Source organism: Mycobacterium sp., assembly GCF_002863225.1.
Taxonomy (GTDB): Bacteria; Actinomycetota; Actinomycetes; order Mycobacteriales; family Mycobacteriaceae; genus Mycobacterium.
Map to the genome: position 1 here is coordinate 23054 of NZ_PKEK01000010.1, position 21877 is coordinate 44930.

Here is a 21877-nt window from a genome sequence, read left to right on the forward strand (position 1 = left end):
TCTCGCTGTCGACCGCATTCCAGCGCGGCTACGTGAGGAATGCCCGGACGTAGCGGCCGGCAACCGGCACGCCCTTCAAGTCCTGACGGCGCAAGCCCGGTAGCCCGGTCGCGGTGAACAGATTCTCGAGCTCGGTCACCACCGTTCTCCAGCCGAGCGCCGCCAGCGACTCCGCGGCGTCGTGCTGCTCTCCGGAGTGTGTCAGTTCGGCCATGTTGCCCCGGTACCCGAACCGTCGCCAGCGCTTCGCCAGCGCGTGCTCCTGGCTCAGCAACGGGGGTTGCCGCTCGGGAACATAGTCCGCTGCGGCTCGGCTTCCGGGGGCGCTCAACGCCGTGACATTGTCAAGCAACCGGTCCTGAGCGGCCGGCTTGAGGAACCCGATCAGCAGACCCTCGGCAATCCAGACCGTCGGCTGGGCGGCATCGAAGCCGATCCGGCGCAGCGCCTCCGGCCAATCCTGGCGTAGGTCGACACCTACGGCCCGTCGGTTGGCGGTCGGAGTGGCCTCGAGTGCACGCAGTGTCTGGGTCTTGAAATCGATCACCCGCGGTTGGTCCAGTTCGTAGACGGTGGTGCCGGCGGGCCACCACATCCGGTACGGCCGCGCATCCAACCCCGAGGCCAGGATCACCGCCTGTCGGATTCCGGCCCGGCAGGCATCGGTGAGGAAGTTGTCGAAAAACCGCGTCCGGACCGCGAAAAGGTCTGTCAGCAAAGCCATTCCGTTGTCATCGCCGAGATCACTGAGGGCCAGTTCGCCGGTGGCCACCTTGGTGAAGAAGTCCACCCCGACAGCGCGGACCAATGGCTCGGCGAAGGGGTCGCTGATCAACCCGGCCCGGTTGGCCAGCGCCCTGGCGGTCGCCACCAAAGTGGCGGTGGTTCCGACGCTGGTGGCCGGCCCCCAGGTATCGCTGTCGGTCCGGGCCATGGTCAGACCGACCCCGCCCGGCGCAGTCCGGACCGCGCGATCACACGCCATCCGAGCAGCAGAAGGGCCGTGACCGTCGAGGCAACCACGATGAAACCGCCGGCCACGCTCGCGGAGGTGATTTTGCGCAACAGCATCCCGATCGCGACCGTGCACAGCCACACCAGGACCCCGGTCGGATAGACCGCGGTAGGCCGGCGCCAGGCCTGCGACAACAGCCATCCGACCGCAGTCCCGCTCAGAAACGGCCACGAAGTGGAGGCGATGCCGGCCACGTTCAGACCCTCATCGTGACTGCGCCGTCCCACGGCGCAAAACACCAAGACACAGACGACATCAATGCCCAGCCAGGCCGGACTCCGTCGCTGATGCGCCATCCGACGAGGTTACCGGGCGACTCGGTCAGCAACTCGGTTCGGGTTGACCATCTCGCTGCCTGGGTACACCGCACCTAGACCAAAGCGCCCCGCGACCAGTTGGTGAGCGCATTCCAGGGTCGATAACGATGGGAATTCTTATGTCACGCTTTACAATTCCGGGTCTTTCCGACTCACAAGGCGAGGACGTCGCGGCGCTGCTGCAGAAGCAGCTCAGCGCTTACAACGATCTGCACCTGACCCTGAAGCACGTTCATTGGAATGTCGTGGGACCCAGTTTTATTGGCGTGCATGAAATGCTCGATCCCCAAGTGACGCTGGTGCGGGGCTATGCCGACGAGGTAGCCGAGCGTATCGCCACGCTGGGTGCGTCACCGAAGGGCACCCCGGGCGCGATCATCGAAGACCGGACCTGGAACGACTACTCGTTGGGGCGCGACGTCACCGGTGCGCACATGGCGGCTCTCGATCTGGTGTACGCGGGCATCATCGAAGACACCCGTAAGCACATCACCCGGCTCGAGGATCTGGACCTGGTCACACAAGACCTTCTGATCGCGCACGCCACCAAACTGGAGAAGTTCCAGTGGTTCATTCGCGCACACCTCGAGAACGCCGGTGGCAGCCTGAGCAATGCGGGGGCCAAGACCGAGAAGGCTGCGGCGCGCGCTGCGGTCGACGCCGCTTAGCCAAGCGAAAACCCTTACATTTCAATAAATTCAGCGTTGATGACATTAGTCACAACGCTGATTACCCGGTTACCTTATGCGGTTGCAGGGTAACCCATACACGAGGTGCCATGCACCGATCGACTCATACAATCCCTAGAGGAGCAATTAGTACGTGACTACATCCCAAACCGGTTCTCTCATTGCGCAGCTGCGCACCGTTCTGGACCTGACGAACACCGAAATCCAAATCGCCGAAACCCGTGTCGCGCAGGCTCGTACCGACGCCGTACGCCGCGAGCTGACCCAGAACGCCTCCAACGGTCGCGACCGGGCGGTTGCCATCGCTTCGGCGATCCGCGATCTCGGTGGCTTTCCAGACGTGATCGGACCGTTCCTGGGACGCGCCGGGGCTGCAGTCAAGGCACTCACCGAGCAGGCTCAGCCGTTCAGCGAAGCACTCCTGGGCGACCTTGCCCTCGAGGGCCAGTTGCTGGATCGCTCGCGCTACATCAAGGCGCTCGCCGTTGCCGCTAAGCGTTCGGACGTCGAGGACTTGGCTACCCGCCTGGTGGAAGCGCACTCCGCGACGGTGGATTGGATCACCACCGTTCTCGCCGAAGACGCGCTCGGCGGACCGGCCGCACTGCGCCGCACGCCGTTACAGGCCGCGACCGGGTCGGTCGTCAAACTGGTCAACCTGCCGGTCAACTGGTCGACGCGGGGCGTCGACCGTGCGGTGGAAGTTGTCCGCTCGACCGCGCCGGCCTTCAACGACCTGTTGAGCCGCGGCGCGCACGCCGGCGATGTGGCAGCGAAAGCGGCGGTCGCCGCACGAGACGCCGCAATCCAGTCCGCGGAAAGAGTGATCCGCGACCAGGGCAGCACGCAGATCGCGGACAGGGTGCACGCCGCACGCAGTGAGACCGGGGTGCTGAGCTCCGACGAGCTGCCTATCGCCGACTACGACGAGCTCAATCAGACCGACGCGGTAGCCGCGATCAAGGATCTGACGGCTCCGCACGACATCCGCGCGATCGTCGCCTACGAGGAAGCCAACAAGGCCCGCTCGCGCGTGGTCTCGGCAGCTCAGACCCGCGTGGCCGCCATCGCTCAAGAGGTAGTCGGCATCAGCTGACCTACTTCACGCACGTCCTACAAGAGCCCCTGCAGCGATTCAGCTGTGGGGGCTCTTGCCGTGCCGGACCGGCGTCGGCTCAGCGCTTCGGTCTCGGGCGGATACGCGCTTCGGCCTGGGCGAGCTGGACGGTATGACCCTCAGCGCACTGCACCTGCGTCGCCAGCGGCGCGCCGCACCCTTCGCCGTGAACTAAGTCGAGCCGTCGTGAGTCGCCCTGCAACAGCTGGCCGAACTCGACCAAGCTGACCAGTACGGGAAACAACTGTCGACCGCGACCGGTGAGCACGTACTCGTAGCGAGTTCGCTGCCCAGGCGTCTTGTAGGGCTGCTTCACCAGGACACCGGCGTCCACCAGCTGCTTGAGACGCGTCGCCGCGATCTGCTCGGTGAATCCGGCACGTTGCGCGAAGTCCTCGAAACGGGTTGTGCCCCAAAAGGCCTCACGGAGCAAGATCAGAGCGGACCGGGTGCCGATCGTGTCCAAGGCACGTTCGATAGGGCAGACCTCGCGATACCCGGTTCGGTCACCATCCGCGAGGCGTCCCGTGAGTGTCATCGCGTCAGTCATGCGGCCATCCTACCCCGCTGACCATACTTTTATACAGCCAGATAAGTCATCGCCCGGGGATGATCAGGCAGCTACTCGTCGCCGTCGCCAGCAACTTGCCGGCCTCAGTGGTCAGCGAGGCTTCGGCCAACGCGGTTCGGCGGCCCAGGTGGCGAACGGTGCCGGTGCATCTGACGGGTCCGGTGTCCACCCGTATCGCACCGAGAAATCGCACCGACAGGTCCTGGCTGGTGTAGCCGGTTCCGGCGGGCAACAGGCTGTGCACCGCGCATCCCGCTGCCGAGTCCAGCAGGGTGCTGTAGACCCCGCCGTGCACCGATCCGATTGGATTGTAATGAAATTCGGCGGGCACCATGGAGAAGACCACGACTCCGGACTCGACCGACTCCATTCGCATGTTCAGCGTGTGCAGCAGCGGTGGCGCCGGCAGGGTCCCGGCCTGCATGGCCCGCAGGTAATCCAGTCCCGCCATCTCGGACGCGGCCTGAGCCCCGGTCAGTGGATCCTCCCAGCTGAAGGTACGGGTGCGTCGTGCGTCGTCCTGCCCGCTGCCCGACTGTGTGGTCAACGTGTTGGTCATACCGATGCCTCCAATTGATTTCGGTTGGCGCGTAGGAATTCTCGCATCGACACCGGCTTCCGGTTGATCAGTCGGGTCAGCTCGGCAGAGTCGATCGGCAGGGCACCCCGAGCTGCTACCGCTGCTCCGACGTTGGCGATGTGGCCGGCCATCGCGCTATTGACGACCCCACCGGGATAGGCCTTAGAGACATCGATGAGTTCGGCGCGCCACTGGTCCGGTGAGATCGTCTCGAATGTGATGGGGCGCCCGAGTTCCTGGGTCAACATCTCGGCGATCTCGTGGTGGTTCAGCAGCTCCGACCCGGTCGGATAACAGACCGGACCGTCGAACGCATCCGGCCGCAGCAGGGCGGCCACCGCAAGCTCCCCGGCGTCGTCGCCGTGGATCCAGCCGACCGCACCATCACCGAAGCTGTTGCGTAGCAGATTCTCTCGCCTGATCGACTCGCCGTGCAGCGCGATGACGTTTTGATGAAAAGTGGCGCCGATCCGCAGAATGAGCACGTCGAGCCCGCCCCACGTCATCACCTCCTCCGCCAGCCATTGGGCGCGGCCCAGGTCGCTCGGGTGATGCGGATGGGCAGGCCCCATCGACATCACGACGGTGCTCACTGCACGTCCCGTCTCGCGCACCGCCGCGGCGTAATTGGCTGCGGCGGTCACAACTCCGGCGTCCACCGGGTAGGTGAAGTAGGCCTGCTCGACGTCGGTCAGGGCTCTCACCAGACTGCGTTTGTCATGTAGGTCGCCGATGACCACTTCGGCGCCGAGGGCGGCCAGCGCATCGGTGCGTTCGCTCAGCGAGCGGGCCAGAATGCGAACCGGCTTGCCTTCTTCACGCAGCCTGCGGGCGACGTGCGCCCCGGTGGACCCGTGACGGCCGGTGGCGCCTGTCACCAGGATCGGTGCGGCAGATGCGTTCATCGAGGCTCTCCTCGGGTAAGCGCGACGACGACGCCGCTCGATCGATTCGACCAACGATCGTTCCTGTCTTGATTCTTGTCAAGTTAGCTAGCTTCGGGCCGTGCGACATGTGTTGCTGCAGCTGGTATTCAGCACTGCCGAGACATCAAGTGCGCAGAAGCAGGAACGCCTGACAGTTGATCGCTGTGCACAAATCTATCTAGAAACCACACTTCACATGCAGTTATTCCGAATCAGACGCCATATTTCCAGAGCAGGCCAAAAGCTGATTTTGACTTGACTTGAATAGAGCTAGCTGTGACAGTGACCCTGCAGGACCACCTTCCCGCGACACCACCGAGAGGCACGACCATGACTACGAAGGACGGCACGCTGCTGGTCACCGGTGCAGCCGGGCGCACCGGTGGCTACGCCACCAAACTCCTGCTGGAACGCGGCCATCGTGTCCGCGCGCTGGTGCACCGCTCCGACGATCGCGCCGCCCGATTGCGCAATGGCGGTGCCGAGGTTGTCGTCGGCGAGCTTCAGGACATCGACGCGGTCCGCGAGGCCGCGGAGGGCGTTGATGCGGCGTACTTCGTGTACCCGATCGACTCAGGCCTGCTCGAGGCGACCACCACGTTCGCCGAAGCCGCCGAGGACGCCGGGGTCGGTGCGATCGTCAACATGTCACACATCTCGGCCCGACGGGCCGCGCCCAGCGACGCGGCACGCATCCATTGGTTGGGCGAGCGGATCCTGGATTGGTCGCCGATAGCTGTGACTCATTTACGCCCAACCTATTTCGCCGAATGGTTCACGATCTTCTGTGCCTCGGAAATCCGCGACGAGGGCGTCATGCGGCTTCCGTTCGGTGATGGGCGCCACGCGCCCATCACCGCGGAGGACCAGGGGCGGGTGATCGCCGCGATCTTGGAGAATCCCGAAGAGCACGCCGGGCAGGTCTACCCGCTGTTCGGCGCCGTGGAGATGAACCACTACCAGATTGCCGAGGCCATCTCGGAGTCACTGGGACGCCCGGTGCGCTACGAGCCGACCGACATCCCGACCTGGATTGAAGGCATCAAGTTACTGGGGTTTCCCGAGTTCCTGGCCCAGCACTTGAGCAATGTCGCCGTCGACTACCAGAACGGGATCTTCGCCGGGACCAACGACCTTGTGGAGCGGATCGGCGGCAAAAAGCCCACCACGGTGCAGGAGTTCATCGCCGACCATCTCGCGGAATTCACCGGCTGACCGGAATACCGCAACAGGTATCGACATGAGAATTTCCCGGCACCGGCGTTCCGACGCCGGCTTCGCTGCCGCCCCCACCGTGGCGGGGTGGCGATCTCGAAAGGCGAACGAGTGAGCCACCAGTCGGCCGGGCGCGCATTTCTGCAAAGGTGGTGGCTGGCCTTGGTCACCGTGATCGCGTTGGGTCTCGGCGTGGCGTGCATGTGGAAGGTCCACCAGTTCTCCGAACCGAAGCCGGTCATCACGGTCAACGGTCCGCAAGCACCGGAGGAGTTCAACCCCAAGCGATTGACCTACGAGCTATCGGGTTCGATCGGTAGCGGCGGCATGCTCGTCTACGTCGACATCGACGGACATCCGCACAAGGTCGATGTCACGGCGTTGCCGTGGACGCATACCGAATCGACGGTGTTGACCGTGGTCTCAGGCAGCATTTCGGCGCACGTGCACGGCGGTCATGCGACCTGCCGGATGCTGGTGGACGGCGTCGTCCGCGACGAGCAGTCGACGACCCACTCAGACGCCGACGTCCAGTGCCGGGTGAAGTCCGCGTGAGCGCACACCGGGCCGGCCGACCCGTCGTCGCCAGGACGGTTCGGGTCCTGTCGATACCGATCATCGTGTTCTGGGCATTCCTGGCGGTATCCACCAATGCCTTTATGCCGCAGGTGGAACGGGTCGCCGAAGAACTCGCCGGCCCGATGGTTCCGACCTACGCGCCGTCGCAGGTGGCGATGCTCAAGATCGGCGAAAAGTTCCACGAGTCGACCTCGACCAGTTTGACCATGGTGGTGTTGGAAGCCAACCGTCCGCTGGACGAGCGGGATCACAACTATTACGACGACTTGATCGGGCGGTTGCGCCACGACACCCGACACGTCCAGTACGCCATGGACCTGTGGGGCAAACCGTTCACCGCCGCGGGAGCCCAAAGTGTCGACGGCAAATCCACCTACGTGTTGTTGCGTCTCGCCGGTGACATCGGGCAGATGCAGGCCAACCAATCCGTCGACTCTGTAAGGGAACTCGTCGACAGAGACACTCCCCCACCGGGGCTCGAGGTATACGTCAGCGGCGCGGCTCCGCTGGCCTCGGACACCCTGTCGATCGCGGATTCAAGCCTGAACAACATCACGATCGTGACGGTCATCCTCATCTTCATCATGTTGTTGTTGGTGTACCGCCGGCTCACCACCCTGGTGGTGCCGATGTACAGCGTGCTGTTCGAGATCCTGGTCGCCAAAGGTGTCGTCTCGACACTGGGCCATGTCGGCGCCATTCCACTGTCATCGTTCGCGGTCAACGTGGTGATCTCGTTGACGCTGGGCGCCGGGACGGACTACGGCATCTTTCTGATGGGTCGGTATCAGGAAGCCCGCCTGGACGGCGAGAGCCCAGAAGAGGCGTACTACACCGCGTTTCACGGTGTAGCGCCCATCATCATCGGCTCAGGGTTGACGATCGCCGGCGCCTGCTTCTGTCTGAGCTTCGCCCGACTCAACTACTTCCACACCATGGGGCCGGCGGTCGCGGTCAGCATGCTGTTCACGATCGCGGCGGCGCTCACCCTGGCTCCGGCACTACTGACGCTGGGCAGCATCTTCGGGCTGTTCGAACCGCGGACACAGGTCAAGGGAACGCTCTATCGGCGGATCGGCGCGAGCGTGGTGCGCTGGCCGGTACCGATCCTCGCGGCCAGTTCCGCTGTCGTCATGGTCGGCGCGGTCTTCGTCCCGACCTACAAACAGAACTACGACGATCGCCAGTACCAGCCGTCGAGTGCCTCGGCCAAAAAAGGCTTCGCGGCCGCCGACCGGCACTTTCCCCCGAGCAAATTGTTCTCCGAGATGCTGATGGTCGAAACCGACCACGACATGCGCGATTCCGCGGACTTCATCTCATTGGACCGGGTTGCCAAGGCTTTGATTCGACTGCCTGGTGTGGCCATGGTGCAGAGCATCACCCGACCGCTGGGACGGCCGCTCGAACACGCCACCATCCCGTACCTGTTCACCACGCAGGGCAGTGGAAACGGCCAGCAGCTTCCGTTCAACCGGGAGCAGAACATGAACACCGACCAGCAGGCGAATATCCAAGCGCACTCAGTGTCTGTGCTGCGCAAAGAGATCAGCTTCTTCCAGAAGGTTTCCGACGAGATCCACAACACCGTGCTCACGGTCGAGGATCTGGAGAAGATCACGGCGGAGATGAACGAGGAGATCTCCAATCTCGACGACTTCTTCCGGCCGATCAAGAGCTATTTCTATTGGGACAAGCACTGTTTCGACATCCCGATCTGCTGGGCGCTGAGATCGGTGTGGGACACCCTCGACCACATCGACCACCTGGCCGAGGACATCAACAAGACCAGGATCTCTCTGGTCGAGATCGACAAGGCATTCCCGCCCATCATCGCCCAGCTGAAAGCCACTGCTGACGACACCGAAGCCCTGCGGGCCAAGCTGGTGAACTCCTACGGGTCGGCCGATCTGGCGACCATCCAGACCGAGCAGACCTTCGACGACTCGATCAACGTCGGCAACGATTTCGACAAAGCCCGTAGCGACGACTTCTTCTACATCCCGCACGAGGGTTTCGACAACGAGGACGTCAAAACCGGTATGCAGCTGATGATGTCACCGGACGGCAAGGCAGCCCGCTTCATCGTGACTCACGAAGGCAACGCCATGGGTCCCGAAGGCGTGCAGCATGTCGAGCAGTTCCCCGCCGCGATCACGACGATCCTCAAAGAGACCTCGCTGGCCGGCGCAAGGGTCTACATCGGTGGATCGGCGTCGAACAACACCGACATCAAGCAATACGCGATGTCGGACCTGCTGATCGCCGCGATCGCCGCCTTTGTGTTGATTTTCCTGATCATGATGTTCCTGACCCGAAGTCTGATGGCAGCCTTCGTGATTCCGAGCACCGTGGCGTTCTCCTACGCCGGGGCATTCGGTCTTTCGGTGCTCTTCTGGCAACACCTGATCGGGCTGCCTTTGCACTGGCTGATCTTGCCGCTGTCGTTCATCATCTTGGTGGCCGTCGGTTCGGACTACAACCTGCTGCTGATCGCCCGGGTCAAAGAAGAGTTGCACGCCGGGTTGCACACCGGTCTGATCCGCGCGCTGGGCAGCACCGGCGGCGTCGTGACGTCCGCTGGTCTGGTCTTTGCGTTCACCATGCTGGCGATGTTGATCAGCGACCTGCGAACGATCGGTCAGCTGGGATCCACCGTGTGCATCGGGTTGCTGCTCGACACCCTGGTGGTCCGGTCATTCGTCGTGCCATCGATCGTCACCATTCTCGGAAAGTGGTTCTGGTGGCCGACATTGGTGCGTTCGCGCCCGTTGCCACCGCAATCGACGATGACAGGAGCCCGGCAGTGAACTGGAACGTGTGGAACTACCTGACCGCGATCACCTTCGTGCTCGCATTGGTTTTCGCCACGTGCGCTTCCATCTACGTCGGGCGTGTCTTACGGCGAAGTCCGGTGCCACTGACCAACGAGGTCAACAGCGTACCTACCGTGCTGGGCAAGCTACGCAAACGAGTGCCGCTGGAGGATTACGAAAAGCCGCTTGCCACACAGATCGTCGACGCCCGCAGACCTTTGATGGCATTCTCGATCCCGGCCGCCTTCTTCACCATTGGAGCGTTTTATGTCGTCGGCAGCCTCGAGCATCTGCATGGCGCCCAGCCCTCCGAGCGGACCTACCTCGGTTTCATCCCGATGCTCACCTCGACGAACCTGACTATGCGGATGTTTCTGAGCGGGCGGCTGAAAAACCGGATAGAGAAATAACGCAAACCGGGGCGCGAGGTGTGCGCGGCGTAAACCACGACCGGCCACGCGGCGAAAGGCTGTTGAAGTGTTGCCCGACGGCACCGTGAGCACCCGCGACCGCCACTTTGGACGCTTATCGTTGAGCAATGTGACCACCGCAGACCAGCCGCACGAATCGGATCCTGTGGCCAGCGCACAGCAGCCGCGCAACTCCCTCGAGAGTCGCCGACGTTCCGGTGACGTTCGCCGGGAGGGCAGCTTCTGCAGTTGCGGCATGCAGCTCTCCCTCACCGGAATCTGCGTCAACTGCGACTAGCATTGCGGCCGAACACGTTACGGCACCCGAGTCCACGGCTGACAATTCCTGGACTCGAAGGCCTTGACCCCGGTGTTGATGTTTGCATACATCGAACCGACCGATGAATTGGTCTGCAGCACATGGTCCTTGGCCGCATCCGGCGTGCTGTACGTGAACCACGAGCACATCGAGTCCTCGGTCGGCACGTTGTTGATCCAGACGCCGAACGTCGAACCCGACCCGGAGGTGTGATACAGCCCGGGGGCGACGTCGGGTCCGACCACGAAAACGCCGTTTCCCGGGATCGGATCCACCGGATCGGCGCCGGCCGGCGATGCGAGCGCGACTGCAAGCAGGAAGGCCGCGGAGAGGCGACGTAGTGGGGGCATGACTCTTCCCTTCGTGCCAGTTCCCCCACAGGCAGCCTAGGCCCGGTCGTCCGCGGTGGCAGTATGAGGCCATGAGCACTGGCAAACTTCCCGCCTTCAATCCGCAGGATCCGCTCGGCCTGGACGTGTCGCTGTCCGACGACGAGATCGCGGTGCGTGACACGGTCCGGCAGTTCTGCGCCGAACACGTCCTCCCACACATCGCGGAATGGTTCGAGATCGGCGACCTACCGGTGCGCGACCTGGCCAAACACTTCGGGCAGCTCGGCCTGCTCGGCATGCACCTGGAGGGCTACGGCTGCGGTGGGGCGTCCGCCGTGCACTACGGGCTGGCTTGCACCGAGCTCGAGGCCGCGGACTCCGGCATCCGGTCGATGGTCTCGGTGCAGGGTTCGCTGGCCATGTTCGCGATCTGGCGATTCGGCTCCGAGGAGCAGAAGCAGCAGTGGCTGCCAGGTATGGCCGCGGGCGAACTGCTCGGCTGCTTCGGACTGACCGAGCCCGACGCCGGATCCGATCCCGCTTCGATGAGCACCCGCGCCAAGCGCGACGGGTCGGACTGGGTGCTCAATGGCCGCAAGATGTGGATCACCAACGGGTCGGTCGCCGACGTCGCGGTGGTCTGGGCGTCCACCGACGACGGCGTGCGCGGCTTCGTCGTACCCACCGACACTGCCGGGTTCTCCGCGAACACCATCCACCACAAGCTCTCCTTGCGGGCGTCGATCACCAGTGAGTTGGTCCTCGACGACGTTCGCCTCCCCGAGGACGCGATGCTGCCGGACGTCAAGGGTCTCAAAGGGCCGCTGTCCTGTCTGTCGGAGGCGCGCTACGGCATCATCTGGGGTTCGATGGGCGCCGCGCGCTCGGCGTGGCAGGCCGCGCTGGAATACGCCGGCGAACGCACCCAGTTCGGTCGGCCGATCGCCGGATTCCAGCTGACCCAGGCCAAACTCGTCGACATGGCGGTCGAGTTGCACAAGGGCTTGTTGCTGGCGCTGCAACTGGGTCGGCTCAAGGACAGCACCGGTTTGCGCCCCGAGCAGGTCAGCTTCGGCAAGCTCAACAACACCCGTGAGGCGATCGAGATCTGCCGCACCGCACGAACCATTCTGGGCGGCAACGGAATTTCGCTGGAGTACCCCGTGATCCGGCACATGGTCAACCTGGAGTCGGTGCTCACCTACGAAGGCACACCGGAGATGCACCAACTGATCCTCGGCCAGGCCTTCACCGGTTTGGACGCCTTCCGGTGAGCGTCCGCTTGGAGTACACCGCCGAGCATCGGCAGTTCCGTGCCATGGTGCACGATTTCGTGCAGCAGACCGTGCTGCCCGCCCACGAAGAGTGGGAGAAGGCCGGTCGCGTGGACCGGTCGTTGTTCACCGAGGCCGGCAAATTGGGGCTGCTGGCCTTCACGGTTCCCGAGGAGTTCGGCGGCCCCGGCGTCGAAGACTTTCGCTACAACGCGATCGTCGTCGACGAACTCCAGCGGGCGGGTGCGGCCGCGGAGGCCATCGCGCTCTCGCTGCAGAACGACATCGTGCTGCCCTATCTGACCGACCTGACCACGACCGAGCAGAAGCAGCGCTGGCTGCCGGGCGTCGTCACCGGGGAGACGGTGATCGGGATCGCGATGACCGAGCCGGGCGCCGGAAGCGACCTGGCCGGTATGCGCACCACCGCGGTGCGCGACGGCGACGGCTACGTGCTCAACGGCGCGAAAACCTTTATCTCCAACGGACAGACCGGCGACCTCTTCGTTGTCGCGGCACGCACCGGGACCGACCGGCACAAAGGTCTGTCACTGTTCGTCGTCGACCCGAACACGCCCGGATTCAGCCGGGGCAGGAATTTGGAGAAGATCGGTCTGCACGCTCAGGACACCAGCGAGCTCAGCTTCACCGACATGCGGGTGTCGGCGGACAATCTGCTCGGCGAGGAGGGCCGGGGCTTCTACCAACTGATGAACAACCTGCCACAGGAACGCCTGTCGCTGGCCGTCGGTGCGGTGGCCGCAGCCGAGGGCGTGCTGGCCGAGACACTGGAGTATGTCAAGCAGCGCAAAGCTTTTGGCTCGCCGATCGCAAGTCTGCAGAACACCCAATTTGTGTTGGCCGAGCTGTCCACTGAAATCGACGTCGCCCGTACCTATCTCGACGATTGCATCGCCGAGCACCTGACCGGTGAGCTGACCGCCGCGCGGGCGGCGAAACTGAAGTGGTGGACCACCGAACTCCAGGTCCGGACCGCCGACCGCTGCCTGCAACTGCACGGCGGCTACGGCTATATGCGGGAGTATCCGGTATCGCGCGCGTTCGTCGATGCCCGCATCCAGACCATTTACGGCGGAACCACCGAGATCATGAAGACTATCGTCGCCAAGGATCTCGGAATCTGAAGCGAATCAGGCGCTTTCGCGGGAGATCATCGACATACCGTTGACACCCGGCACCACCGGGACTTCGAGAGGGGAAGGCAGCCGCTCGGCGGCGCCGACCAGGATCAGCGATGCCGCCGTGTTCGGGTCCACCTGCCATTGCGAGCCGCCGGCGAATTTGACCAGCTTGTCGCGACTTTCGACGTCGGTGGCGAACATGATCCAAACGGGTTCTGAACTGTTATCCATGATGGTTGCCTCTGCGGGTTTGATGGACGGGACGTGGGTCTGGGGAGCGGCGGACAATCGCTAAGCCATCTCGAACGCCTGCGCCAGGACAAGTTGTTCTGGGGTGGACGGAATCAAGGTCGAGATGTCGGTGACGATTGGCCCGCGGCGGAATTGCTCATGGAGCAAATCCTTTGTCTCACTGACGATTTTGGCCAACTGACCGGGCTGCGCGTGGCTGACGAAGTCTCGCCGGTTCCACCACATCATCTTGGTTCGGTAGTGCTCACTGGGATAGGGCGTCGCCGGGACGGGCGCGACTACCGAGCCGGACGAACGCCAGCTGTTCAAGACCGGAGTGGCGGCCGTGCACATCGTGTACTGGAAATCCAGGATGACCATCATGTAGAAGCAACTGCGGGCCAGGGCCGTGGTGAGAAATGGATTCCGGTCGGCGGCATCGGTCACCCAGCCGCTCTTCATTTCCAAAACCCCGTAGGGCACCCGCTCGGCGATCATCGATCGCACGTCCTGCTGGCCGGGCTGGCCGGCCCACTCCTCGACCGCATGAGAGTCATCGGCGCAGCGCAGCGCGATCGCGCGGTAGCCGCCGACGACATGACCGGCGTCGTCGACCACGGCAGCGAACATGATCGTGTCGTCGCCGCTGCGCAGCGCTTCGAGGTCGAGTGCAGACTCGACACCGCGCTTGCTGTAACTGCGAACTGCGCCTGCGGCGTATTCGGTCCACAGATCGCGGTCGATCGACGGCTGCGACACGACGAGAGTGCCTTCGATGTCAGAATCGGGCCAGCTGAAATTCCGACCGAGGGAGAAACGTCCGACGACGCTGCCCGCAGACATTGACCTCATCGATCCTCTTTCCGGTAGCCAGCAGACCGTATTTCGGTTGATTCGGCCTGTTTCATTCTCTTGGTATCGTTTACCGTCTTATGAATATCAGACGGTATCCATATGATGCAATAGTTGGGTCGTCCGACTTATCGGACGGTATTCAGCCTGCTACGCGGTATGTAGTTTTGGACGTCCCCATGCCGCCACGCGTTCCCTACCGGCCGCCAACCAGCGAAGACAGGGACGCCTCACGACCGGTCTCCGGGACTATCCGGCACTCCGACAGGCTTGATCGCACGGTTCCGCAGCAGACTTGACACCTGTAAAGTTCGTCGAATGGACAACATCAGGGGCAAGACCGTCGTCATCACCGGCGCCGCGCGTGGTATCGGCTACGCCACCGCACAGGCACTGCTGGCCCGCGGTGCCCGGGTCGTCATCGGCGACCGGGACATCGACGTTCTCGAGAGCGCGGTCGCAGGAATCAGCAGCCTGGGCCAGGTGAGCGGCCATCCCCTCGATGTCACCGACAAGGAGTCGTTCGCCGCGTTCCTCGACAAGGCCCGCGCCGACGGCGGCGGCCACATCGATGTCCTGATCAACAATGCCGGCGTAATGCCGGTCGGACCGTTTCTCGAACAGTCGGCACAGGCAATCCGGTCGTCGATCGAGGTGAACCTCTATGGCGTGCTCACCGGCTGCCAACTAGTGCTACCCGACATGGTGAAGCGGCGCAGCGGTCACATCATCAACATCGCGTCGCTGGCCGGCATGGTGGCGGTACCTGGTCAAGTGGTCTACGCCGCAACGAAATTCGGCGTGGTCGGTCTGTCGACCGCGATGGCTGACGAGTTCGCGCCACAGGGCGTCACCATCACCGCGGTGCTTCCCACATTCACCAACACCGAGCTGATCGCGGGCACGTCGCCGTCATCCGCGCAGAAGCCGGTCGAGCCGTCCGAGATCGCCGCCGCCATCGTCAAGGTCCTCGACAAGCCGAAATCCCGTGTGTCGGTGCCCAGTTGGGGTAAGTCCTTCGCCGCCGTGGCAACGTTGATGCCCGACCGGGGCCGACGTTGGCTCAACAAGAAAATGGGCAACGACACGGTGTTCCTCAAATTCGACACCAGCGCCCGCCGAAGCTACGAAGACCGCGCGCAGCATGCGACGGGCGTCGTCGAACACCACGAGTGATCACTCCGACACCGCCACGGCGTCAAGGCATCAGCCGAACGTGGCGGCGCCCAGGCTTCTGATGGTCTGAGATTCAATGTTCTGGAACGCAGTCCCGTCCGGACGCAGCAGATCGTGGAACCACACCTTCGGTACCGCCGAGTACGGATGCTTCCACGAATCCCACGGAAAGTAGGTCTGCGTCTTACCGGCCACCAGGCCCCAGTTGATCGCGCCGACGTTGTGCCGCTTGGCAATAGGCAAGATCGATTCGATCGTGCTGCCCTGTGATCGGGCCATGTATTCGGTACACAGAATCGGGCGGCCATGCGGGGTCAGCTCACCGATGCGTGACTCGAACGCCGACGGCCCGGCGTAGGAGTGGAAGCTGATCACGTCGGAATTGGCCAACTGGATGTTCTGAATTGTGGTGCGGCTGTTGGCATCTGCCCACTCGCCGTCCCATACACCGCTGGTCAGGGGCTGACGTGCGTCCACAGAGCGCGCCCACGTGAACACCTGGGGAAGCAGCTCGGCCACCCGGTCCAGCTTGTCACCACGCTCGACGCTGGCATACTGCGGCGCGGGATTGTCGGGTTCGTTCCACACATCCCAGCCCAAAACCCGGTCGTCGTTGCGGAACTGGCCCATCACGCCCGTGACGTAGTCCTGCAGGGTGCGGGTGTAGCTCTTGTCGTCGATGCGGTCGGCACCTGGACCCTGAACCCAACCCGAGTTGTGCACCCCGGGAGTCGGGGCATGCTGACGACCCACTTGAGGGTGTGGATCCCAGCAGGAATCGAACAACACGAACAGCGGCTTGATCCGATGCCGGGCCGCGATCCCGACGAACTGCGCCAGACGGGTCTGAAAGCCGCGGGCATCCTGAGCAAAGAGCTGATCGTGCAAGAAAACCCGCACTGTGTTGAGTCCATGCAAACGGGCCCAACCGAGTTCGGTGTCGATGCGGCGCGGGTCGTAGGTGCCCGGCTGAAACATCTCGAGCTGGTTGATCGCGGTGGAGGTGATGAAGTTCGCGCCGACCGGCCAACCCTGGGCCTGGTACCAGCGGTTGGCTCGATCAGAGGACCATCGACTCGACTCGGCCGACGCGCGTGGCGGCTCAGCAGAGACGCGTGGCACTTGAGCTAGAGCCGTGCCCGCTGCCAGCAGCAGCGGCAGCTTCAGCACGGTTCGGCGATACACAAAACGACGATAAGTTGCCCAGCGCGCGGTTCCCGGTATTCAACGAGCGCGTCGCGCCAGTTGTTATCTCGCTGTCACCAAGTGGGTCTGTCGAACCGGGCCCGCGCGACCGCGGCAGGGCCTAGCCCAGTGCCCGGTCGATGTCGGCGAGCAGGTCGTCGGTTCCCTCGAGCCCGACCGAGATGCGCACCACCCCGTCGCCCAGACCGATGGCGGCCCGGCCCTCCGGCCCCATCGCGCGGTGGGTTGTCGTCGCCGGATGCGTGACAAGGGATTTCGAATCGCCGAGGTTGTTGGAGATGTTGATCAGCTGGAGACCGTCGATCACCTCGAACGCTCGCTGCTTGGCCGCGCCGTCGGGGGCGTCGAGTTCGAAGGTCACCACGGTGCCGCCGCCGGACATCTGCCGCTTGGCCAGGTCGTATTGCGGGTGCGACGACAAGAAGGGGTAGCGGACCCACCGCACGGCGGGATGGCCTTCCAGGTACTCGGCGATCCGTTGCGCCGACTTGTTCTGATAATCAACCCGAATCGCCAATGTCTCAAGGCCTTTGAGCATCACCCAGGCGTTGAAGGCACTCATCGCCGGGCCGGTGTGGCGCATCAGTTTCTGCACCGGACCGTCGATGTATTCCTTGTCGCCGAGGATGGCGCCGCCGAGCACCCGCCCCTGGCCGTCGATGTGCTTGGTGCCGGAGTAAACCACGACATCGACGCCGAGCGGAAAACCCTGCTGCAGCAGCGGGGTGGCAAAAACATTGTCCAACACGACCTTTGCCCCGGCAGCGTGGGCGAGCTCGCTGACCGCGGCGATGTCGACCAGCGACTGCATCGGGTTGGACGGCGTCTCGAAGAACACCGCCTGAGTCGGCACCGAGAGCGCCTGCTCCCACTGCGTCAGGTCGTCACCGTCGACGAGCACGGTCTCGACACCCCAGCGCGGCAGGATCTCGGTGCACACCACGAAACAGGAGCCGAACAGGCTGCGCGAGGCCACCAGTCGATCGCCGGCGCCGAGCAGGGCGCCCAGCGACGTGAACACCGCGGCCATTCCGCTGGCGGTGGCGAATGCCGCGGGCGCGCCTTCGATGAGACGCAACCGCTCCTCGAACATGCTGATCGTCGGGTTGCCGTAACGCGAATAGACGTAGCGGTCCACCTCACCGGTGAAAGCCTTCTCCGCCTCGGCCGAGGAGCCGTAGACATAGCCGGACGCCAGGAACATGGCTTCGGAGGTCTCTTCGAACTGCGACCTCAGGATTCCGCCGCGCACCCCGATCGTGGCCTGGCTGACCCCCTCGGGCAGTGGCTCCGGTATCCGGACCGAGGGCACTTCCGGCTGAGCAGGGCTCATGTCTGCTTCCAGGGCAGACCGACTGCGCGCCAACCGCTTCCGCCGCGGTGGTTGTCGCCGTCGAGCTGTCCTTCGAAGCCGTCGAGCACGTTGTAGGACGGCGCGACACCGGCCTCGGTGGCAGCCTCGGCCGCCCCGATCGAACGATTGCCGGAGCGACAGAGGAACACCACCGGACGGTCGTCGCGAGCCGGAACACGCTCGAGCAGCTCAGCGACAAAATTGTCGTTGTGCTTGCCGTCAGAGGTGTTCCATTCGATGTAGACCACATCGCGACCCAGTCCGGCCAGGTCGGGGACGCCGACGAACCGCCATTCGGCATCGGTGCGGACGTCGACCAGCACGGCCTCGGGGTTCTCGCTGAGCAGCCCCCAGGCCTGCTCGGGGCTGATGTCTCCTGCGTAGCTCACCCGCGTGAGTCTCGCATATTCGGCTGGGAGAGCCGTGGCGGGCCGAGGGGTCACCAGAGCTTGCGCAGCGCAGCCGACGCATCCCGGACACGGCCGCGCGCGGTGGCCACGTCGGCGGCGGTGACCACGGCCGCGCCCAGCGGACGCCGCGCTTCAGACTCATCGCGAGTGAATACCCGGATGTCGCTTTCGGTGGTGCGCAGCGCCTCACCCAGCGCGCTGCCGCGCCCCGGTCGTTGCACCGAGCCGCCAGTGCCGGCGTAGATGACTTCGGCGGCGCCCGGCGAAATCATGATGGTGTCGATGGGCAGTCCCAGGATGGCCCGCGCCTGCATCTCGAATTCCGACAGCCGTTGGGTGCGGACAGTGACCAGTCCGCTCTCGAACGGCCGGGCGGTGACATCGCTGAAGTACACCTCGTCGCCGCGGACCATGAGCTCGACGCCGAACAGGCCGCGTCCACCGAGCGCTTTGACCACGCGGGCCGCGATGGATTTGGCGGCGTCCAGCGCAGCTGGGCTGAGATCCTGCGGCTGCCAGGATTCCTGTACATCGCCGATGGATTCGCCATGCCCGATCGGTGCGCAGAAGTCCAGCGTCGGCCCTGCCGATCCCTCGCTGCGGACCGTGAGCAGCGTGACGTGGAAGTCGATCTCGACCAGCGTTTCGGCCAGCACCCGGCTGTGGGCCAGCCGCCCGCCGGCGGACACCGCCCGCTGCCAGGCCGGCTCCAGATCGTCCGGCAGCAACACCACCGATTGCCCTTCGCCGCCGACGGCAGCCACCGGCTGCACACGCAGCGGGTAGCCGGCATGGTCGGCGATGGCACGCAACTCGTCGAGCGATCCGGCGAACCAGAACGGCGCGGTGGGCAGGCCGAGCTCGTCGGCGGCCAGCCGGCGCATGCCTTCCCGGTCGGCGGTGAGCCGCGCGCAGCGGGCGGTCGGGACGAACTCCGCGGCGCCGCTGTCCGCCGCGGCGGTCAGTGCGTCGGACGCCACCGCATCGGATGCCGTCACCACGAAATGCGGGCGCAGCCGCTGGATCGCGGCACCCAGCTCGTCGGCATCGGCCATGTCGACCACCAGCGCCTGGTCGGCAACGCCGTGCGCGGGCGCGTCGGCATAGCGCTCGACGGCGATCACGTGGGCGCCGAGCCGCTGCAGGGCGACGGCCAGCTCGCGACTGAACTCTCCGGAACCCAGCAACATGACCGTCGTTCGGTCGGCATCACTCGGCTGCGGGGTCGGTTCGTTCTGCGGCGTGGTCACGGTGCTCAAGGATAGGTGGGGCGCTACGGCTGGCCGGGCAGCAACCGGATCATCAGGCCGTTTGCCTCGGCCAGCAGGGTTTCACCGTCCAGCAGTTCGCCGCGGACGAACGCCTTGCGACCCTCGGTCGCCGCGACATGACCGCGCACCACCAGGGGGGTGTCGGTCGGGGTGATCTTGCGGTAGTCGACGTGCAGGAATCCGGTGCGGCTGATCGGCCGGTTGGCGGCGTGCACCACCATCCCGAAGACGTGGTCGAACAGCAACGGCAGCACACCGCCGTGCACGGCGCCGTTGCCGCCGACATGGAACCGGCTGAAGTGGCCGCGCATCTCGACGCCGTCGGGGTCGAAGCGGCTCATCGTCCACGGCGGCAGCAGCAGGCTGCCCATCCCGGGCAGCTGCGGCGACCGACCGGCCGGAGCCACCCCTTCGGCAGCCGTGAACGGGGCGAGCTGCTCACTCAGCGCCTCGGCGTGGGCGGCGGCGTCATCCCAGAGGTCGTCGCTGGGATCGGCGGACACCGCGAGATCCTGCAGCCGCCGCATGGCCGTCACGAAACGTCCGAAGCCGGGCCCGGGACTGGCCGCGCCGTATTCCGGAAATCCACCGTGGTGCTCGTAGTCGGGATCGAGTTGATCGGGGCTGCGCGAGGATTCGGTCACGCGCGAGCCGCCAGCACGTCGCGACGCACGATGGTCTGGTCGCGACCCGGGCCAACTCCGATGCACGAAATGTGAGCTCCGCCAAGCTCTTCGAGCCGAAGCACGTAATCGCGCGCCTTGGCGGGCAGATCGTCGAATTCACGGGCTTCCGAGATGTCCTCCCACCAGCCGGGCAACTCCTCGTAGATCGGCTCGGCGCGGTGCAGATCGCTCTGCGTCATCGGCATCTCGGTGGTCTCTTTGCCGTCGACGCGGTAGCCGACGCACACCGGGACCGTCTGCAGGCTGGACAGCACGTCGAGCTTGGTCAGGAAGTAGTCGGTGATCCCGTTGACCCGGGTGGCGTAGCGCGCGATGACGGCGTCGAACCATCCGCAGCGCCGGCGCCGGCCGGTGGTGACGCCGAACTCGCCGCCCGTCTTGGACAGATATTCGCCGTTCTCGTCGAACAACTCGGTCGGGAACGGGCCCGAACCCACGCGGGTGGTGTAAGCCTTCAGAATTCCCAGCACGGTGGTGATCCGGGTCGGGCCGATACCCGAGCCCACCGCCGCGCCGCCGGCGGTCGGATTGGACGACGTCACATAGGGATACGTGCCGTGGTCGACATCGAGCAACGTGCCCTGCGAGCCTTCGAGCAGGACGGTCTCGCCGGACTCCAGCGCGTTGTTGAGCAGCAGCCGGGCGTCGGCGATGCGGTGCTTGAAACTCTCCGCCTGCGTGAGCAGGGCCTCGACGACCTGCACCGGATCGAGCGCCTTGCGGTTGTAGATCTTGACCAGCACTTGGTTCTTGAATTCCAGCGCCGCTTCGATCTTGTGGGTGAGCACCTCTTCGTCGAGCACGTCGGCCACCCGGATCCCGATGCGGGCGATCTTGTCCTGGTAGCAGGGCCCGATGCCGCGGCCGGTGGTGCCGATCTTCTTGTTGCCCATGTAGCGCTCGGTCACCTTGTCGATGGCCACGTGATACGGCATGAGCAGGTGCGCGTCGGCGGAGATCAGCAACTTGGAGGTGTCGACTTCGCGGTCCTCGAGGCCCTTGAGCTCGTCGAGCAGCACACCCGGGTCGATCACCACACCGTTGCCGATGACGTTGGTGACCCCGGCGGTCAAGATGCCCGACGGGATGAGATGCAGCGCGAAGTTCTCACCGTTGGGCAGGACGACCGTGTGCCCGGCGTTGTTGCCGCCTTGGTAGCGAACGACCCAGTTTGTGCGGCCGCCGAGGAGGTCGGTGGCCTTGCCCTTGCCCTCGTCACCCCATTGGGCGCCGATCAGGACGATTGCCGGCATGGCGTTTCTCCCACTCAATTCAGCCGCTTATTGTGGTCCAGCCGGTGACCCATACTATCTCAGCCGTTTGCGGTGAAGCTTCTGAATGCCAAGCCTGGTGACGATCCAGGCCGAATCGGCCTGAGGAGGAGGCGGG

General features: G+C 64.5%; 24 protein-coding genes. 10 read left to right on the top strand and 14 right to left on the bottom strand.

Going from position 1 to position 21877, the window contains the following annotated elements; translation table 11 throughout:
- Positions 1–28: 28 nt before the first annotated feature.
- On the bottom strand, positions 29–985 hold the full coding sequence (locus tag CYU59_RS02140) for an SAM-dependent methyltransferase (RefSeq protein WP_292975365.1): 957 nt from the start codon (positions 983–985) through the stop codon (positions 29–31).
- Positions 937–1311, bottom strand: a complete 375-nt coding sequence (locus CYU59_RS02145) for a DUF3054 domain-containing protein (RefSeq protein WP_292975367.1) — start codon at positions 1309–1311, stop codon at positions 937–939. Before CYU59_RS02145 ends, CYU59_RS02140 begins: the two co-directional genes overlap by 49 nt.
- A gap of 140 nt (positions 1312–1451) precedes the next feature.
- Here CYU59_RS02145 and CYU59_RS02150 point away from each other — a divergent pair, with 140 nt between their 5' ends.
- Together CYU59_RS02150 and CYU59_RS02155 are read left to right on the top strand one after the other, a co-directional pair.
- Positions 1452–2000: a DNA starvation/stationary phase protection protein gene (locus tag CYU59_RS02150; protein WP_292975369.1), complete on the top strand. Its 549-nt coding sequence runs from the start codon at positions 1452–1454 to the stop codon at positions 1998–2000.
- Positions 2001–2154: 154 nt separating this feature from the next.
- Entirely contained in the window at positions 2155–3117 is a 963-nt protein-coding gene (locus CYU59_RS02155) for a ferritin-like domain-containing protein (protein WP_292975372.1), read from the top strand.
- Between the two features lie 79 nt (positions 3118–3196).
- On the opposite strand, the gene CYU59_RS02160 is transcribed toward CYU59_RS02155, so the two are convergent.
- Genes CYU59_RS02160 through CYU59_RS02170 form a run of 3 tightly spaced genes read right to left on the bottom strand, consistent with a single transcriptional unit; the run spans position 3197 to position 5194 of the window.
- Complete coding sequence (locus CYU59_RS02160; RefSeq protein ID WP_292975375.1) at positions 3197–3688, bottom strand: helix-turn-helix domain-containing protein; 492 nt, start codon at positions 3686–3688, stop codon at positions 3197–3199.
- A gap of 46 nt (positions 3689–3734) precedes the next feature.
- Positions 3735–4268 carry a PaaI family thioesterase gene (locus CYU59_RS02165; RefSeq protein ID WP_292975378.1) on the bottom strand — a complete coding sequence of 178 codons (534 nt, stop codon included), beginning with the start codon at positions 4266–4268 and terminating at the stop codon, positions 3735–3737.
- Positions 4265–5194 (bottom strand): NmrA family NAD(P)-binding protein, encoded by a 930-nt coding sequence (locus CYU59_RS02170; RefSeq protein ID WP_292975381.1) that lies wholly within the window; start codon positions 5192–5194, stop codon positions 4265–4267. Before CYU59_RS02170 ends, CYU59_RS02165 begins: the two co-directional genes overlap by 4 nt.
- A 351-nt stretch (positions 5195–5545) precedes the next feature.
- On the opposite strand from CYU59_RS02170, the gene CYU59_RS02175 reads away from it, so the two are divergent.
- From CYU59_RS02175 to CYU59_RS02195, 5 genes are all read left to right on the top strand, one after another.
- Positions 5546–6430: an NmrA family NAD(P)-binding protein gene (locus tag CYU59_RS02175; RefSeq protein ID WP_292975383.1), complete on the top strand. Its 885-nt coding sequence runs from the start codon at positions 5546–5548 to the stop codon at positions 6428–6430.
- A gap of 201 nt (positions 6431–6631) precedes the next feature.
- A complete protein-coding gene (locus CYU59_RS02180) occupies positions 6632–6985 on the top strand; it encodes an MmpS family transport accessory protein (protein ID WP_363113754.1) in 354 nt (117 codons plus the stop codon).
- Complete coding sequence (locus CYU59_RS02185) at positions 6964–9819, top strand: RND family transporter (protein ID WP_292975387.1); 2856 nt, start codon at positions 6964–6966, stop codon at positions 9817–9819. The genes CYU59_RS02180 and CYU59_RS02185 overlap by 22 nt, the downstream gene beginning before the upstream one ends.
- Complete coding sequence (locus tag CYU59_RS02190) at positions 9816–10235, top strand: hypothetical protein (RefSeq protein WP_292975390.1); 420 nt, start codon at positions 9816–9818, stop codon at positions 10233–10235. The genes CYU59_RS02185 and CYU59_RS02190 overlap by 4 nt, the downstream gene beginning before the upstream one ends.
- 130 nt (positions 10236–10365) lie before the next feature.
- Positions 10366–10533, top strand: coding sequence for a hypothetical protein (locus CYU59_RS02195; protein ID WP_292975393.1), 168 nt, complete (start codon positions 10366–10368; stop codon positions 10531–10533).
- Positions 10534–10550: 17 nt separating this feature from the next.
- Here the strand turns inward: CYU59_RS02195 and CYU59_RS02200 are convergent, their stop codons facing one another.
- Positions 10551–10904: a hypothetical protein gene (locus tag CYU59_RS02200; RefSeq protein ID WP_292975396.1), complete on the bottom strand. Its 354-nt coding sequence runs from the start codon at positions 10902–10904 to the stop codon at positions 10551–10553.
- Between the two features lie 71 nt (positions 10905–10975).
- Between CYU59_RS02200 and CYU59_RS02205 the strand changes: the two genes are divergently transcribed.
- Together CYU59_RS02205 and CYU59_RS02210 are read left to right on the top strand one after the other, a co-directional pair.
- Positions 10976–12160, top strand: coding sequence for an acyl-CoA dehydrogenase family protein (locus tag CYU59_RS02205; protein ID WP_292975399.1), 1185 nt, complete (start codon positions 10976–10978; stop codon positions 12158–12160).
- A complete protein-coding gene (locus tag CYU59_RS02210) occupies positions 12157–13305 on the top strand; it encodes an acyl-CoA dehydrogenase family protein (RefSeq protein WP_292975402.1) in 1149 nt (382 codons plus the stop codon). The genes CYU59_RS02205 and CYU59_RS02210 overlap by 4 nt, the downstream gene beginning before the upstream one ends.
- Positions 13306–13311: 6 nt before the next feature.
- Here CYU59_RS02210 and CYU59_RS02215 read toward each other — a convergent pair whose 3' ends face one another.
- Positions 13312–13533: a hypothetical protein gene (locus CYU59_RS02215; RefSeq protein ID WP_292975404.1), complete on the bottom strand. Its 222-nt coding sequence runs from the start codon at positions 13531–13533 to the stop codon at positions 13312–13314.
- Positions 13534–13593: 60 nt separating this feature from the next.
- A complete protein-coding gene (locus tag CYU59_RS02220) occupies positions 13594–14385 on the bottom strand; it encodes a hypothetical protein (RefSeq protein ID WP_292975406.1) in 792 nt (263 codons plus the stop codon).
- Between the two features lie 318 nt (positions 14386–14703).
- On the opposite strand from CYU59_RS02220, the gene CYU59_RS02225 reads away from it, so the two are divergent.
- Positions 14704–15561, top strand: a complete 858-nt coding sequence (locus tag CYU59_RS02225) for an SDR family oxidoreductase (RefSeq protein WP_292975409.1) — start codon at positions 14704–14706, stop codon at positions 15559–15561.
- A 30-nt stretch (positions 15562–15591) separates the two neighbouring features.
- On the opposite strand, the gene CYU59_RS02230 is transcribed toward CYU59_RS02225, so the two are convergent.
- The 6 genes from CYU59_RS02230 to CYU59_RS02255 all read right to left on the bottom strand — a co-directional run bounded on the left by CYU59_RS02230 (position 15592) and on the right by CYU59_RS02255 (position 21741).
- Entirely contained in the window at positions 15592–16746 is a 1155-nt protein-coding gene (locus CYU59_RS02230) for a cellulase family glycosylhydrolase (RefSeq protein ID WP_292975412.1), read from the bottom strand.
- Positions 16747–16867: 121 nt separating this feature from the next.
- The gene (locus CYU59_RS02235) at positions 16868–18100 is read right to left on the bottom strand and encodes an O-succinylhomoserine sulfhydrylase (RefSeq protein ID WP_292975414.1); all 1233 of its coding nucleotides are present in this window, start codon (positions 18098–18100) and stop codon (positions 16868–16870) included.
- On the bottom strand, positions 18097–18510 hold the full coding sequence (locus CYU59_RS02240) for a rhodanese-like domain-containing protein (protein WP_292975417.1): 414 nt from the start codon (positions 18508–18510) through the stop codon (positions 18097–18099). Before CYU59_RS02240 ends, CYU59_RS02235 begins: the two co-directional genes overlap by 4 nt.
- 50 nt (positions 18511–18560) lie before the next feature.
- On the bottom strand, positions 18561–19781 hold the full coding sequence (gene purT, locus CYU59_RS02245) for a formate-dependent phosphoribosylglycinamide formyltransferase (RefSeq protein WP_292975420.1): 1221 nt from the start codon (positions 19779–19781) through the stop codon (positions 18561–18563).
- Positions 19782–19804: 23 nt separating this feature from the next.
- The gene (locus tag CYU59_RS02250) at positions 19805–20446 is read right to left on the bottom strand and encodes a PaaI family thioesterase (RefSeq protein ID WP_292975423.1); all 642 of its coding nucleotides are present in this window, start codon (positions 20444–20446) and stop codon (positions 19805–19807) included.
- On the bottom strand, positions 20443–21741 hold the full coding sequence (locus CYU59_RS02255) for an adenylosuccinate synthase (protein WP_292975425.1): 1299 nt from the start codon (positions 21739–21741) through the stop codon (positions 20443–20445). Before CYU59_RS02255 ends, CYU59_RS02250 begins: the two co-directional genes overlap by 4 nt.
- Between the last annotated feature and the right edge of the window lie 136 nt (positions 21742–21877).